Origin of the sequence: Citrobacter sp. R56, assembly GCF_016811995.1 — a bacterium.
Lineage (GTDB): Bacteria > Pseudomonadota > Gammaproteobacteria > Enterobacterales > Enterobacteriaceae > Citrobacter_D > Citrobacter_D enshiensis.
The window spans coordinates 4,176,609-4,192,107 of the sequence record NZ_CP069159.1 but is presented as its reverse complement, the minus strand read 5'-3'; the positions used below and the strand labels follow the sequence as shown (position 1 = coordinate 4,192,107).

Here is a 15,499-nt window from a genome sequence, read left to right as displayed (position 1 = left end):
GCCACTCACTGCGCCCTTCCGCCGCGTCGGTAAAATCAGGGGGACGGTTGGTGATGGGAATAGATCATTGGTCGTTTGCACCAAAAGCAAGAACCGGCCTTATTAAGGGACTCAAGAGAGTCGTCGTGTTGGAGATGCGCTAACGCTGCTGTCGTTGAACAGCTGATTGTTCCCAAGGGGCTGCGGTGATGAACATCTATATAGATGTAGGGATGCAGGGAAGGCAGAGTTTGTGTCAGGTATAGATAAATGACATGTCCCCGCGGCATAGATACACACACTGTGAGTCGTTGCGGCTGAAAATATCGGCATCATTGTGGATAACTCTGTGCGTAAATGGGTATAAGGCGGGGTTTTGCTGTGGAATGCAGCAGTCAGTCATTTTTCTGTCATTTAAGGGTTGCGGGCGGCAGAGAACTCCCTATAATGCGCCTCCATCGACACGGCGGATGTGAATCACTTCACACAAACAGCCGGTTCGGTTGAAGAGAAAAATCCTGAAAATCAGGGTTGACTCTGAAAGAGGAAAGCGTAATATACGCCACCTCGCGACAGAGCGCTAAAGCGCGTCGCAACTGCTCTTTAACAATTTATCAGACAATCTGTGTGGGCACTCGAAGATACGGATTCTTAACGTCGCAAGACGAAAAATGAATACCAAGTCTCAAGAGTGAACATACGTAATTCATTACGAAGTTTAATTCACGAGCATCAAACTTAAATTGAAGAGTTTGATCATGGCTCAGATTGAACGCTGGCGGCAGGCCTAACACATGCAAGTCGAACGGTAGCACAGAGGAGCTTGCTCCTTGGGTGACGAGTGGCGGACGGGTGAGTAATGTCTGGGAAACTGCCCGATGGAGGGGGATAACTACTGGAAACGGTAGCTAATACCGCATAACGTCGCAAGACCAAAGAGGGGGACCTTCGGGCCTCTTGCCATCGGATGTGCCCAGATGGGATTAGCTAGTAGGTGGGGTAACGGCTCACCTAGGCGACGATCCCTAGCTGGTCTGAGAGGATGACCAGCCACACTGGAACTGAGACACGGTCCAGACTCCTACGGGAGGCAGCAGTGGGGAATATTGCACAATGGGCGCAAGCCTGATGCAGCCATGCCGCGTGTATGAAGAAGGCCTTCGGGTTGTAAAGTACTTTCAGCGGGGAGGAAGGCGATACGGTTAATAACCGTGTCGATTGACGTTACCCGCAGAAGAAGCACCGGCTAACTCCGTGCCAGCAGCCGCGGTAATACGGAGGGTGCAAGCGTTAATCGGAATTACTGGGCGTAAAGCGCACGCAGGCGGTCTGTCAAGTCGGATGTGAAATCCCCGGGCTCAACCTGGGAACTGCATCCGAAACTGGCAGGCTAGAGTCTTGTAGAGGGGGGTAGAATTCCAGGTGTAGCGGTGAAATGCGTAGAGATCTGGAGGAATACCGGTGGCGAAGGCGGCCCCCTGGACAAAGACTGACGCTCAGGTGCGAAAGCGTGGGGAGCAAACAGGATTAGATACCCTGGTAGTCCACGCCGTAAACGATGTCGACTTGGAGGTTGTGCCCTTGAGGCGTGGCTTCCGGAGCTAACGCGTTAAGTCGACCGCCTGGGGAGTACGGCCGCAAGGTTAAAACTCAAATGAATTGACGGGGGCCCGCACAAGCGGTGGAGCATGTGGTTTAATTCGATGCAACGCGAAGAACCTTACCTACTCTTGACATCCACGGAATTTAGCAGAGATGCTTTAGTGCCTTCGGGAACCGTGAGACAGGTGCTGCATGGCTGTCGTCAGCTCGTGTTGTGAAATGTTGGGTTAAGTCCCGCAACGAGCGCAACCCTTATCCTTTGTTGCCAGCGGTTCGGCCGGGAACTCAAAGGAGACTGCCAGTGATAAACTGGAGGAAGGTGGGGATGACGTCAAGTCATCATGGCCCTTACGAGTAGGGCTACACACGTGCTACAATGGCATATACAAAGAGAAGCGACCTCGCGAGAGCAAGCGGACCTCATAAAGTATGTCGTAGTCCGGATCGGAGTCTGCAACTCGACTCCGTGAAGTCGGAATCGCTAGTAATCGTGGATCAGAATGCCACGGTGAATACGTTCCCGGGCCTTGTACACACCGCCCGTCACACCATGGGAGTGGGTTGCAAAAGAAGTAGGTAGCTTAACCTTCGGGAGGGCGCTTACCACTTTGTGATTCATGACTGGGGTGAAGTCGTAACAAGGTAACCGTAGGGGAACCTGCGGTTGGATCACCTCCTTACCTTAAAGAACCTGCCTTTGTAGTGCTCACACAGATTGTCTGATGAATGATGAACTTCTGAATGTACTTTCGAGTGCATTAAGAAGTTTTGCTCTTTAAAAATCTGGATCAAGCTGAAAATTGAAACGACACACTGTGTCTGTTCTCCGTAATAAGAACAGATAAGCGGTGTGTTCGAGTCTCTCAAATTTTCACAACACGATGTGTTTTACGAAACACCTTCGGGTTGTGAGGTTAAGCGACTAAGCGTACACGGTGGATGCCCTGGCAGTCAGAGGCGATGAAGGACGTGCTAATCTGCGATAAGCGTCGGTAAGGTGATATGAACCGTTATAACCGGCGATTTCCGAATGGGGAAACCCAGTGTGATTCGTCACACTATCATTACGTGAATACATAGCGTAATGAAGCGAACCGGGGGAACTGAAACATCTAAGTACCCCGAGGAAAAGAAATCAACCGAGATTCCCCCAGTAGCGGCGAGCGAACGGGGAGCAGCCCAGAGTCTGAATCAGCATGTGTGGTAGTGGAACGGTCTGGAAAGTCCGGCGATACAGGGTGATAGCCCCGTACACAAAATCGCATGTGTTGTGAACTCGAAGAGTAGGGCGGGACACGTGGTATCCTGTCTGAATATGGGGGGACCATCCTCCAAGGCTAAATACTCCTGACTGACCGATAGTGAACCAGTACCGTGAGGGAAAGGCGAAAAGAACCCCGGCGAGGGGAGTGAAAAAGAACCTGAAACCGTGTACGTACAAGCAGTGGGAGCCTTGATTTATCAGGGTGACTGCGTACCTTTTGTATAATGGGTCAGCGACTTATATTCTGTAGCAAGGTTAACCGAATAGGGGAGCCGAAGGGAAACCGAGTCTTAACTGGGCGTTAAGTTGCAGGGTATAGACCCGAAACCCGGTGATCTAGCCATGGGCAGGTTGAAGGTTGGGTAACACTAACTGGAGGACCGAACCGACTAATGTTGAAAAATTAGCGGATGACTTGTGGCTGGGGGTGAAAGGCCAATCAAACCGGGAGATAGCTGGTTCTCCCCGAAAGCTATTTAGGTAGCGCCTCGTGAACTCATCTTCGGGGGTAGAGCACTGTTTCGGCTAGGGGGTCATCCCGACTTACCAACCCGATGCAAACTGCGAATACCGAAGAATGTTATCACGGGAGACACACGGCGGGTGCTAACGTCCGTCGTGAAGAGGGAAACAACCCAGACCGCCAGCTAAGGTCCCAAAGTCATGGTTAAGTGGGAAACGATGTGGGAAGGCACAGACAGCCAGGATGTTGGCTTAGAAGCAGCCATCATTTAAAGAAAGCGTAATAGCTCACTGGTCGAGTCGGCCTGCGCGGAAGATGTAACGGGGCTAAACCATGCACCGAAGCTGCGGCAGCGACACTATGTGTTGTTGGGTAGGGGAGCGTTCTGTAAGCCGTTGAAGGTGGCCTGTGAGGGTTGCTGGAGGTATCAGAAGTGCGAATGCTGACATAAGTAACGATAAAGCGGGTGAAAAGCCCGCTCGCCGGAAGACCAAGGGTTCCTGTCCAACGTTAATCGGGGCAGGGTGAGTCGACCCCTAAGGCGAGGCCGAAAGGCGTAGTCGATGGGAAACAGGTTAATATTCCTGTACTTGGTGTTACTGCGAAGGGGGGACGGAGAAGGCTATGTTGGCCGGGCGACGGTTGTCCCGGTTTAAGCATGTAGGCGGAGGTTCCAGGTAAATCCGGTTCCTTATTAACGCTGAGGTGTGATGACGAGGCACTACGGTGCTGAAGTAACAAATGCCCTGCTTCCAGGAAAAGCCTCTAAGCATCAGGTAACACAAAATCGTACCCCAAACCGACACAGGTGGTCAGGTAGAGAATACCAAGGCGCTTGAGAGAACTCGGGTGAAGGAACTAGGCAAAATGGTGCCGTAACTTCGGGAGAAGGCACGCTGATATGTAGGTGAAGCGACTTGCTCGTGGAGCTGAAATCAGTCGAAGATACCAGCTGGCTGCAACTGTTTATTAAAAACACAGCACTGTGCAAACACGAAAGTGGACGTATACGGTGTGACGCCTGCCCGGTGCCGGAAGGTTAATTGATGGGGTTATCCGTAAGGAGAAGCTCTTGATCGAAGCCCCGGTAAACGGCGGCCGTAACTATAACGGTCCTAAGGTAGCGAAATTCCTTGTCGGGTAAGTTCCGACCTGCACGAATGGCGTAATGATGGCCAGGCTGTCTCCACCCGAGACTCAGTGAAATTGAACTCGCTGTGAAGATGCAGTGTACCCGCGGCAAGACGGAAAGACCCCGTGAACCTTTACTATAGCTTGACACTGAACACTGGTCCTTGATGTGTAGGATAGGTGGGAGGCTTTGAAGTGTGGACGCCAGTCTGCATGGAGCCAACCTTGAAATACCACCCTTTAATGGCTGGTGTTCTAACGTAGACCCGTGATCCGGGTTGCGGACAGTGTCTGGTGGGTAGTTTGACTGGGGCGGTCTCCTCCTAAAGAGTAACGGAGGAGCACGAAGGTTAGCTAATCCTGGTCGGACATCAGGAGGTTAGTGCAAAGGCATAAGCTAGCTTGACTGCGAGAGTGACGGCTCGAGCAGGTGCGAAAGCAGGTCTTAGTGATCCGGTGGTTCTGAATGGAAGGGCCATCGCTCAACGGATAAAAGGTACTCCGGGGATAACAGGCTGATACCGCCCAAGAGTTCATATCGACGGCGGTGTTTGGCACCTCGATGTCGGCTCATCACATCCTGGGGCTGAAGTAGGTCCCAAGGGTATGGCTGTTCGCCATTTAAAGTGGTACGCGAGCTGGGTTTAGAACGTCGTGAGACAGTTCGGTCCCTATCTGCCGTGGGCGCTGGAGAATTGAGGGGGGCTGCTCCTAGTACGAGAGGACCGGAGTGGACGCATCACTGGTGTTCGGGTTGTCATGCCAATGGCATTGCCCGGTAGCTAAATGCGGAAGAGATAAGTGCTGAAAGCATCTAAGCACGAAACTTGCCCCGAGATGAGTTCTCCCTGAGACTATAAGTCTCCTGAAGGAACGTTGAAGACTACGACGTTGATAGGTCGGGTGTGTAAGTGTAGCGATACATTGAGCTAACCGATACTAATGAACCGTGAGGCTTAACCTTACAACGCCAAAGGTGTTTTGGTGGAAGAAAGACATCAATATCAGCTTGATACAGATTAAATTAACATGTTCAAAGGACATGTTGATAAACAGAATTTGCCTGGCGGCTGTAGCGCGGTGGTCCCACCTGACCCCATGCCGAACTCAGAAGTGAAACGCCGTAGCGCCGATGGTAGTGTGGGGTCTCCCCATGCGAGAGTAGGGAACTGCCAGGCATCAAACAAGTGAAGAAGCCCATCCTGACGGATGGGCTTTTTTGCGTCTGTGGTCCGGGGGAAATGCCGGATGGCGGTGTTTATCCGATTTGTAGGCCTGATAAGTGCAGCGCCATCTGGCACGATACAAAACCACTCTTCCATAACTCATGCACACTACGGTTGAAAACCTTCTGTCCAGAAGCTCTCATTTCCGTGAGGTATGGGCGATTTTGGATTTAGAACGGTATCCAGGCACCACCTGCACGGTGACTGTCTAGCGCCGCATCAATAAAACGCATGCCGTTCACCCCCTCTTCCACACAGGGAAGATCGTCTGTCTCAGGCGGGGGAGCAACTCCAGCCTGCATGGCATGAATGCGCAGTGCTGCATCGGTATACAGCTGAGCGAAAGCTTCCAGATAACCCTCCGGATGACCCGCTGGTACGCGAGTGGCATGTGTTGCCGCCGGACTCACGCTGCGTCCCCGTGTCAGCCGCTGTGCCTGACCCGCAAGTGGGGTAAACCAAAGCTGGTTCGGCTCCTCCTGACTGAAGACTAAACTGGCTCGGGATCCGTAGAGACGCAGCACTAGTCGGTTTTCCTCGCCGCTGGCGACCTGACTTGCAATCAGTGAACCCCGGCCGCCATTGGGATAACGCATCCAGACCTGAACATGATCGTCAACCCGCCTGCCGGGGACAAAGGTGTGAAGCTCGGCGCTGAGCGCCTCCGGCAACTGACCACTGACAAAGGCGGCGAGATGCCAGGCATGTGTGCCGATGTCACCCAGGCAACCAGCCTGACCGGCCCGTGCGGGGTCGGTGCGCCAGGCCGCCTGCCGATGGCCGCTGGCCTCCAGGGGTTCTGCCAGCCAGTCCTGAAGATATTCCACCTGCACATAACGCAGTTCGCCAAGTTCACCCGCGGCCACCAGGGCGCGGGCATGGCGCACCATCGGGTATCCGCTGTAGGTATGCGTCACGGCAAACAGTAGCTGCTGCCGTTTTGCCAGTGCGGCCAGTGCTTCTCCTTCCCCGAGCGTCAGCGCCAGCGGTTTATCGCAGATCACATGGATACCGGCGTCAAGAAAAGCGGTTGCCACAGGGGCATGCAGATGATTTGGTGTCACGATAGCGACGACTTCTATGCCGTCCGGACGAGCCGACTCTAGCCGCGCCATTTCGCGAAAATCGCTGTAACTGCGCGGGAGTTTCAGTTCAGCCGCACTGGCCGCCGCGCGCTCGGGATCACCTGAGAGGGCCGCCGCCACCAGTTCGTAGTGATCATCCAGCCGGGCGGCCATTCGGTGTACGGCACCGATAAAGGCGCCTTGTCCACCGCCCACCATGCCAAGACGCAGACGGCGATTCATGTTTTCGCTCCCAGTCCCAGCAAGGTGGACAACTGAGCCGGATCGAGACGGCTGTCGGCAAAGTCGTCGAAGGCATGCTCCGCCACCCGAATGATGTGCTGGCGGATAAACTGCGCCCCTTCAGCAGCACCGCTCTCTGGGTGTTTGAGGGCACACTCCCACTCCAGAACGGCCCAGCCTGAATAGTCATACTGGGTCAGCTTCGAGAAAATCGCCGTAAAGTCTATCTGACCGTCGCCGAGCGAGCGAAAACGTCCTGCACGATCCAGCCAATCCTGATACCCCCCATACACACCCTGACGTCCGGAGGGGCGAAACTCGGCATCTTTCACGTGAAACGCCTTGATCCGCTGATGGTATATGTCGATAAACGCCAGATAATCAAGTTGTTGCAATAAGAAGTGGCTGGGGTCATAGAGGATATTGGCGCGCGGATGCGCATCCAGTGCCGCCAGAAAACGCTCGAACGTCACCCCATCGTGCAAATCTTCACCGGGGTGTAGCTCATAGCAAACGTCAACACCCTGCTCATCAAACGCATCCAGGACAGGACGCCAACGACGTGCCAGCTCGGCAAAGGCTTCATCGATAAGGCCTGCCGGTCGCTGGGGCCAGGGATAAAGATAAGGCCAGGCGAGGGCGCCGCTAAAGGTCGCATGTGCCGTTAACCCCAGACGCTGGGAGGCCTTCGCCGCCGCCATCAGTTGATTAACCGCCCACTCAGTGCGTGCGGCCGGTTTCCCCCGCATCTCTGGCGCAGCGAACTGGTCAAACAGGGAATCATAGGCCGGATGTACCGCCACCAGTTGTCCCTGGAGGTGAGTAGAAAGCTCTGTGATGACGAGCCCATGCTCTGCAAGCTGTCCGGCGACCTCGTCACAATAGGTTTGACTGTGTGCCGCCAGGTTCAAATCGAACAGATGGGGATGATTAGTGGGGAGCTGCACTCCCTTGAACCCCAGACCTGCGGCCCAGCCAGCCAGCCCCTGCAACGTATCGAAGGGAGGGCGGTCACCGATAAATTGTGCAAGAAAGACAGCCGGTCCTTTGAGGGTTTTCATGCGCAACTCCTTCATCATGCGGTGAAAGTGGGTGTTGCGGGGTGATCTACACACCCCGCTTATACATAAACTCAGAACGGTGAATCAGGGAAGTAGAAATCTTTGGCATTCTCTTTGGTGATCAACACCGAAGGAATAATGGTTTTGGCAGGCAGTTCCTTGCCCTGCAGGCGCGCCTCTGCGGTCAGTTTGATCGCATCGTAGATAAACTTGGGTGAATAGGAGACGTTAGCCTGGATGCGCGGATCGCTTCCCTCCATCAACGTTTTGATCGCCCCTTTGGCACCGGCGCCACCAAAGACGATTTTGATGTCATCACGTTTAGCCTGGTCAATGGCCTTGAGCACGCCCACCGCCATATCATCATCGGCAGCCCAGACGGCATCAATATGCTTATAGCGCGTGAGGAAGTCTTGCATCACTTTGAAGGCATCATCCCGGTTCCAGTTGCCGTATTTGGCATCAAGAATTTTCATTTCAGGGTGTTGTTTGATAACGGCAGTGAAAGCGTCAAAGCGCTCGTTATCCAGCGTGGTTGGAATGCCGCGCAAGGCGACCAGTTCACCTTTTCCGCCCATCACCTTCGCCAGATATTCGGCAGGCAGTTTGCCAAATGCGGTATTGTCACCGGCAACGTAAGCATCCTGGGCTTTGGTGTCGGTCAACCCTCTGTCAACGACCGTAACGTACACGCCTTTATCCTTCACCTGCGCCACTGGCTTGGTCAGCGTTGCGGATTCAAAGGGGAAAATCACCAGGGTGTTCATTTTGTTAACCGTTAACAGATCCTGCAATTGATTAGCCTGTTCGGGGGCGTTGGCGGCCGTTTTCACGATGACCTTGAGATCGGGATGTTCTTTCTCTAAATCTGCTTTGGCCTTGTTGGCCCACCAGACGATGCCGGAGGTAAAACTGTGGGTGGCCGTGGGAATAGAGACACCCAGCGTTACACTCTCTGCCGCCCAGCTGGTGTTGAGCGAGCAGGCAAGGACACTGGCACCAATAATGCGAAGCGCTTTATTCATCGAGTTATCTCCAGTAAATCAAACGGTTTGCCCGCGTGCCCGCGGATTTCTTCTGTTACCACTCCTTCAGCGCCCGCGTTGCAGAAAAGCGACGATGATAATGACCACCCCCTGGACGGCGGCGTTGAGATAAACGCTGATGATGCTGGTGAGATTAAGAATGTTACTGATCACGGAAAGCAGGATGGCGCCGATCACCGTACCGACAATGCGTCCTTCCCCTCCCTTGAGGGTCGTCCCGCCCACCACTACGGCAGCGATGGCTTCCAGCTCCCACAACAGGCCGGTACTCGGAGTAGCGGAGCCCAGCCGTGGAACATACAGCAAGGTGGCGATTCCCACACAGAAACCGAGCAGCGCATAGGTCAGGATCTTGATGCGATCGACGCGGATCGCGGCATAGCGCGCGACCTGCTCGTTCGATCCGATGGCCTGCGCATAGCGGCCAAAAGCGGTACGGTTGAGTAACAGCCCGCCCGCCAGTGCCACGATGGCAAATACCCACACCGGGATGGGCACGCCGAGCAAACTGCCATAATAGACAGGGCTGTAGATATCCGCCTGAGTGTCAGCGAGCGTGAGTGCGCCCCCATCCGCCAGCCAGGTGAGGCAAGCCCGAAAGATACCCAGGGTGCCCAGGGTGACGACAAAGGCTTCGATCTGCCCTTTGGTAATCAGCAAGCCATGCAAGGAACCAAACAGTGCGCCCAGCACCAGAGCAAATAGGGCTCCCAACACTACGCCAGCCAGGGGATTACCGGTGAAGTGATTCATAAACAGGATCACACAGCCTGCGATCAGTGCGGCCATGGAGCCCACCGAAAGATCGATACCGCCGGACATAATGACAAAGGTCATGCCCACCGCGATGATGCCAATAAACGCAGTGCGGGTCAGCACATTCATCAGGTTGTCGAGGGTGGCAAAATCCGGGTTAAGCAGGGTGCCGGTGATACACAACAGAATCAACCCAATCAGTGGGCCAAATCCTGAAAGGTGCGACCAGGTGCGACGGAAGACAACGAAAAGATCAGCGGGTGCCGGTTGCATAGGTGATCAGCTCCTCTTCGTTCAGATTCTCAGCGCTAAGCTCTGCCTGCAACCGCCCCGCACGTAACACCAGTACGCGATGGCACAAACCGATCAGTTCTATCAACTCGCTGGAGATGACAATCACGGCGCGTCCTTCTGTGGCAAGTCGTTGGATCAAAAAATAGATGTCTCTTTTTGCCCCCACATCGACGCCACGGGTGGGCTCATCGAGCACGATAACGCGTGGGTCCGGGTGCAGGTATTTGGCCAGCACCAGTTTTTGTTGATTTCCCCCGGAGAGCATGCGCGCCCTGGCGCTAAGATCACCCACTTTGAGCCCAAAAACCGTTACCGCCTGCTCAAGCGCTTCCCGTTCAGCGCGCTGATTGAGTAAAGGCGTGGCGTAGCGTTCCAGCGTCATCAGCGTCAGGTTTTCGCTCAACCCCAAATTGATATGCAAGCCCTTACCTTTGCGATCTTCCGGCATATACGTGAGGCCATGACGCATGGCGTCGCGTGGGTTGCCGGGACGAACTTTTTTTCCCCCCAGCGTCAGCGTACCGGCACTGCGTGGCCGCAGCCCCACGATGGCTTCAAAAGCCTCAGTGCGTCCGGCGCCGACCAGACCGGCGAAGCCGAGGATCTCGCCCGCGCGAACGTTAAAGCTGAGCTCGTCGATCCAGCCGGGTACTGACAGTCCTTCGACGGCCAGGGCAATGGGCGCCTCTCTGGCAGGTGAACGCTTCGGGGGAAACATGTCGGACATGTCACGCCCAACCATCAGGTTTGCCATCTGCTGGCGCGTGAGATCGGCGGTGGCGGCGCGGGTAACGAAGCGGCCATCGCGCATCACGACGACCTCATCGGTGAGGTATTTGACCTCATCCAGTTTGTGAGAAATATAGATGATGGTGACCCCATCTTCCTTAAGCTTGCCTATCAGGGCGAATAATCGTTCTGTTTCCGCTGGGGTCAGCGTGGCGGTGGGTTCGTCCATGATTAACAAACGCGCCTGGCGTGATAATGCTTTGGCTATCTCGACCAACTGCTTCTCTGCGACGATCAGCCGCCGTACCAGCGTATTCGGGGAGATCCTGAGACCGACGTCGGCAAGACAGCGCGCGCTCGCCTGTTCCATGGCGCGCTCATCCAGCAGCCAGCCCCGTTTGTATTCATGGCCGAGGAAAATATTTTGGGCAATCGTGAGGTGCTCGGCAAGATTGAATTCCTGATGGATCAATACCACTCCGGCTTGTTCGGCGTCACGCGAAGAACGGAAATGACGGGCCGTACCGTCAATACGCACTTCTCCCTCGCTGGCCTGTTCGTAACCGGCGAGAATTTTCATCAGGGTTGATTTACCGGCGCCGTTTTCCCCCAACAGGCCATATATTTTTCCCGGCGCCAGCGTAAAACTCACCCCATGCAACACGCGCACTGGGCCAAATGCTTTGCAGATACCGACAAATTCAATGGCGAGGCTCACAAGGACATTCCTTGTTTATTCAGGTATATGCCATTACAGCGGGTAGGGTTTATGACTCCCGGAACCCGATACGTTCCCTCCCACGCTACGTCGCTGATCCCCATCATTCTCACCCGGCGTTGTCGATTGTCTCCTGAATTTGAGTGCAGTGCACAAGGTATAAAAATGCAAGTCAGGACAATGATTTCTGCCGAGCGGCGCAAGATTTGGGTTTTTAAACGCGTCATCACTGGCGTAACGCAGTTTCTGGAAACTGTCGAAGTGCACCAGATATACGTCAGAGAGTTCCGGCGTTGGCTAAAATGAAAGGATGCGCCATGCGGAGTCTCTCGCCATGAATGCCCTCTCGTTTCACCGTTTTTTCATCGCCCTTATTACCGCACTGCTGCTCGTCGCCCCCGTGTATGCTGCTTCTGCTGAGCAAAATCAGCCGCCTGCTGTAACTGCTGAGCAAGGCCAGTCTCCTGCTGATTCTGCTGAAGGTGATCAGCCTCAGTCGGAGGAGCGAGAGGTGCTCGAAGTCAACATGGATGAATTGCTGCAACCCTGGGTGGGGGATCTGCCAGGGATGCTCGATCGCCGGGTGATCCGGGTACTGACGACTTACAGTAAGACGTTCTTCTTCATCAACAAGGGAACCCAGCGCGGAGCCACCCATGACGTGTTTATGGCGTTTGAACGCGAACTCAACGCCAGGTTACTGAAGGAGGACAAGCTAAAACAACGCCACCTCAAAGTCCGCATTATCTTCGTGCCGGTGGCGCGTGATCAGCTGTTTATGGCCCTTAACGAGGGGCGGGGAGATATCGCCGCTGCGAATCTGACGATTACCCCGGATCGTCAGAAACTCGTGGATTTCACCATTCCCCTGTATCTCAATGTCAAAGAACTGCTGCTCTCGGGTCCCAACTCTCCTAAGGTAGAGACCCTGGAGCAACTCTCGGGCAAGACGGTGTTTGTGCGTCCATCATCAAGCTATTACGAGAGCCTGAAGGCGCTTAATGCACGCTTTGCTAAAGCCTCACGTCCCCCCGTTTTTCTCGAGGAAGCCCCTGAATCACTTGAGGATGAAGATCTTATCGAGATGCTGAATGCCGGTCTTATCCCGCTGATCGTCGTCGATCGGCATAAAGCAGAGTTTTGGAAACAGGTGTTTCCAAAAATTCAGATACACGAAGATATCGTGTTGCGCGACGATGCCAATATCGCGTGGGCTGTACGCAAAAATAGCCCTGAACTTCTCGCGTTACTGAATGACTTCGTTAAGGAAAATGGCCAGGGCAGCAAACTGGGTAACATCCTTTTGTTTCGCTATCTGAAGAGCGCAAAGTATGTCAAAAGTGCCGCAGCGGAGAAGGAGCGTCGCAAACTGCTGAATATGGTGGCTTTGTTCAGAAAGTACGGCGATCGCTATGACGTGGACTGGCTGCTGATGGCCGCTCAGGGTTATCAGGAGTCGCGGCTCAACCAGTCAGCCCGAAGCCATGTGGGGGCCATTGGCGTGATGCAGGTGATGCCGCGTACGGGCAAAGAAATGAAAGTGGGCGACATCCGGAAGCTGGATCCCAACATTCATGCCGGGGTGAAGTACATGCGCTGGATGATAGACAATTACTACGGTGATGAGCCGATGACCCAGCTTGATAAGGCGCTCTTCTCGTTCGCCTCTTACAACGCGGGGGCGGCCCGCATTGCCCGGCTACGCGCCGAAACAAAGACGCGCGGCTTTGATCCTGATGTCTGGTTTGGCAACGTGGAATATCTGGCTGCTGAGCAGATAGGTGCTGAGACAGTCACCTATGTGAGTAACATCTACAAGTACTACATCGCCTATCGACTCATCATGGACGAAGTCGCGCGTAAAGAGAAAGACGCAGAGGACTCACTCAGTGACGTCGCCCCGAAACATACCAACAAGGCCACGGAGAAGGCAAAAAAAGAAACCTCGGACAAACCGTGATGCTCCCTGTCTGAAAATCAGCAGAATGGGGAACTGTGACCAAAGGAGAGGCGTGATACTAAGGGAAAGTACTCGGATATAGTACAGAGGGAAGCGGTGGAATCTGTGGACAGCACGACCAGAAATCTGGCGGATCGCTAAAAAGCAAAAACCCGCCTTTTGGGCGGGTTCTTTAGAATAGTGGTGCCGGACTCGGAATCGAACCAAGGACATGGGGATTTTCAAAACGCGTGCTTGATTTGACTAGAATTAATACCGCTATCTGCACCCGTAATTCCCGTATCAGTCTTGCTGTGGGTGCATCAAACCAAAGGTCAGTGAGTCTTGATTATTTCGTGTGATGCGGGTACGAATTATCTTATAAACACTGTATTAAAATACAGTGTTGACAGGCGATTAATAACGAGTAGATTGACCTTATAGCTGATGTGGAATTAAGTTAAAGTGTTATTAAGCGGTACGACTTACCAGGCTAAGTAAGTTAGATGCGATAAAGGCCACGAAGTGTTTTTTGTTTGGGTTCTTCAATATTGAGCAGAAAGTTTCTGCCCCGTGTGAAGAGGTTTTAAGGTCACGTAGTATATCTCTACAATCGCATAATGTGGATGATGGCGCGATGATGTAAGGCCTTGTTGTTGATGGTTATTTCGCGGTTAGATAGCTAGCAGATACGGCATCGAAAAGACGGCGAAGATAGTAAGGCAACGCATCAAAGAGTATATATCGCGCGGGCGATGTACTTATTGAGAAAAGTCGTCAGGATAATTCTCAATGAAATAAACAGGATAGAAATTTATCTAATAGGATTTTAGGAGGATAGCAGCATCTGAAGTACCGATATATCCTGTAAAAACATGTACATCTATAGCAGTAGTATTAAATAATTAAGTTGATGAATGTTAAATATTAATTTGAAAGTATCTTAAAAGCCCCGGTGTTTTATTGCTGGGGCTTTCTCATTTTTACGACTGAAAATTATTGGTCAAGCATTCGGTGTCGGAATTAATTCAGCAAACGCCTCCACTATGGTGTCATGGTATCAGTGAGGCGGCACGGCGTACGCTTACGAAAAAAAAAGAACATAACGGTAAAAGGGTCTCTGCCATACCCATAATGAATTACCAGAGATAATCAGACACTTCTAAGCCATTTCTGCTGCAGGCACTGTGTTTGCTTCACGCCCCAGGGCATGATGAACTTTTTATGCCGCATGCTGATTAGCCGGGAGAAGAACGTCATGAATTACGGGGCGATATCCGGGGTGCGCCAGAATACACCAGGCAGCGTCAGTCCACACCAGTCGGGAAGCGGCGTTGAGGCAGCGTGACTGCCCCAGTTTCTTCCTGGCAACGTGAGATAAGTTCAGGGTCGAGATAATCCACAAAGAAGTCATGTGGTTATGGTATGAGTCATCACGGGAGGCAAGTTCAAGAACCTGAGCGATACGCATATAAAATTCAGAAACAAGGACGATTTCCGAATTTTTACACAGCCACTGGATCGGTCAATCGATCCTTAACTAATCGGCATTCCTCTGGCACGGGGAGGGATAGGTGCCCTGATTTTCTTCTGGCGAAGGTCATCGTGACAACGCCGCGTATCGTAAGCACCATCGGCGGCAACCGCGTTGATTTTTCGGTATGTCTGGCGGATGAGTCCAGGGAACGCCTCTGCATCAGTGACATTGTTTAATGACAGGTCTGAACAAGTGATCATCAGTACGGTGGAGATGACAAGGTCAGAGTAGTGCTGCGGGCGGCCCCGTGATGACGGCGTGCCGCTTTCGTACCAAGCCTGAATGACCGGTTCGTCCAACCAGAAAGTGAGTGCCACGGTTGATGAGGGTCTTGTTGTCGTTCTTCCAGTTGGCCATTCTGAACGTTTGCTATGCCACGGGATAGCCGGTTTTATCAGGATGATGAGTGATCTGAGCCTGCAACCCGGCAAAAGTTCAATTTTTTCA

At 53.2% G+C, this 15,499-nt stretch carries 6 protein-coding genes, 3 rRNA genes and 2 pseudogenes; 4 read left to right on the top strand and 7 right to left on the bottom strand.

What is annotated here, in order from left to right:
* Positions 1-719 precede the first annotated feature (719 nt).
* From JM656_RS19735 to rrf, 3 genes are all read left to right on the top strand, one after another.
* A 16S ribosomal RNA gene (locus tag JM656_RS19735) occupies positions 720-2,261 on the top strand.
* 232 nt (positions 2,262-2,493) lie between these two features.
* A 23S ribosomal RNA gene (locus tag JM656_RS19730) occupies positions 2,494-5,403 on the top strand.
* A 98-nt stretch (positions 5,404-5,501) separates the two neighbouring features.
* Positions 5,502-5,617 (top strand): 5S ribosomal RNA (gene rrf, locus JM656_RS19725).
* Together the 16S, 23S and 5S rRNA genes form the textbook arrangement of a ribosomal RNA operon.
* 218 nt (positions 5,618-5,835) lie before the next feature.
* Here the strand turns inward: rrf and JM656_RS19720 are convergent.
* From JM656_RS19720 to JM656_RS19700, 5 genes are all read right to left on the bottom strand, one after another.
* Positions 5,836-6,972: a Gfo/Idh/MocA family protein gene (locus JM656_RS19720; RefSeq protein WP_203359214.1), complete on the bottom strand. Its 1,137-nt coding sequence runs from the start codon at positions 6,970-6,972 to the stop codon at positions 5,836-5,838.
* On the bottom strand, positions 6,969-8,033 hold the full coding sequence (locus JM656_RS19715) for a sugar phosphate isomerase/epimerase (RefSeq protein ID WP_203359213.1): 1,065 nt from the start codon (positions 8,031-8,033) through the stop codon (positions 6,969-6,971). The genes JM656_RS19720 and JM656_RS19715 overlap by 4 nt, the downstream gene beginning before the upstream one ends.
* Before the next feature lie 71 nt (positions 8,034-8,104).
* Entirely contained in the window at positions 8,105-9,058 is a 954-nt protein-coding gene (locus JM656_RS19710; protein ID WP_203359212.1) for a substrate-binding domain-containing protein, read from the bottom strand.
* 66 nt (positions 9,059-9,124) lie between these two features.
* Complete coding sequence (locus JM656_RS19705; protein ID WP_203359211.1) at positions 9,125-10,108, bottom strand: ABC transporter permease; 984 nt, start codon at positions 10,106-10,108, stop codon at positions 9,125-9,127.
* Positions 10,089-11,576: a sugar ABC transporter ATP-binding protein gene (locus tag JM656_RS19700; RefSeq protein WP_203359210.1), complete on the bottom strand. Its 1,488-nt coding sequence runs from the start codon at positions 11,574-11,576 to the stop codon at positions 10,089-10,091. Before JM656_RS19700 ends, JM656_RS19705 begins: the two co-directional genes overlap by 20 nt.
* A gap of 334 nt (positions 11,577-11,910) precedes the next feature.
* Between JM656_RS19700 and JM656_RS19695 the strand changes: the two genes are divergently transcribed.
* The gene (locus tag JM656_RS19695) at positions 11,911-13,536 is read left to right on the top strand and encodes a lytic transglycosylase F (RefSeq protein WP_203359209.1); all 1,626 of its coding nucleotides are present in this window, start codon (positions 11,911-11,913) and stop codon (positions 13,534-13,536) included.
* Positions 13,537-14,837: 1,301 nt separating this feature from the next.
* Here JM656_RS19695 and JM656_RS22390 read toward each other — a convergent pair.
* Both JM656_RS22390 and JM656_RS19685 read right to left on the bottom strand, forming a co-directional pair.
* A pseudogene (locus JM656_RS22390) lies at positions 14,838-14,986 on the bottom strand (IS4 family transposase); the annotation flags it as partial.
* A gap of 89 nt (positions 14,987-15,075) precedes the next feature.
* Positions 15,076-15,409: pseudogene (locus tag JM656_RS19685) on the bottom strand (transposase); the annotation flags it as partial.
* Positions 15,410-15,499 lie beyond the last annotated feature (90 nt).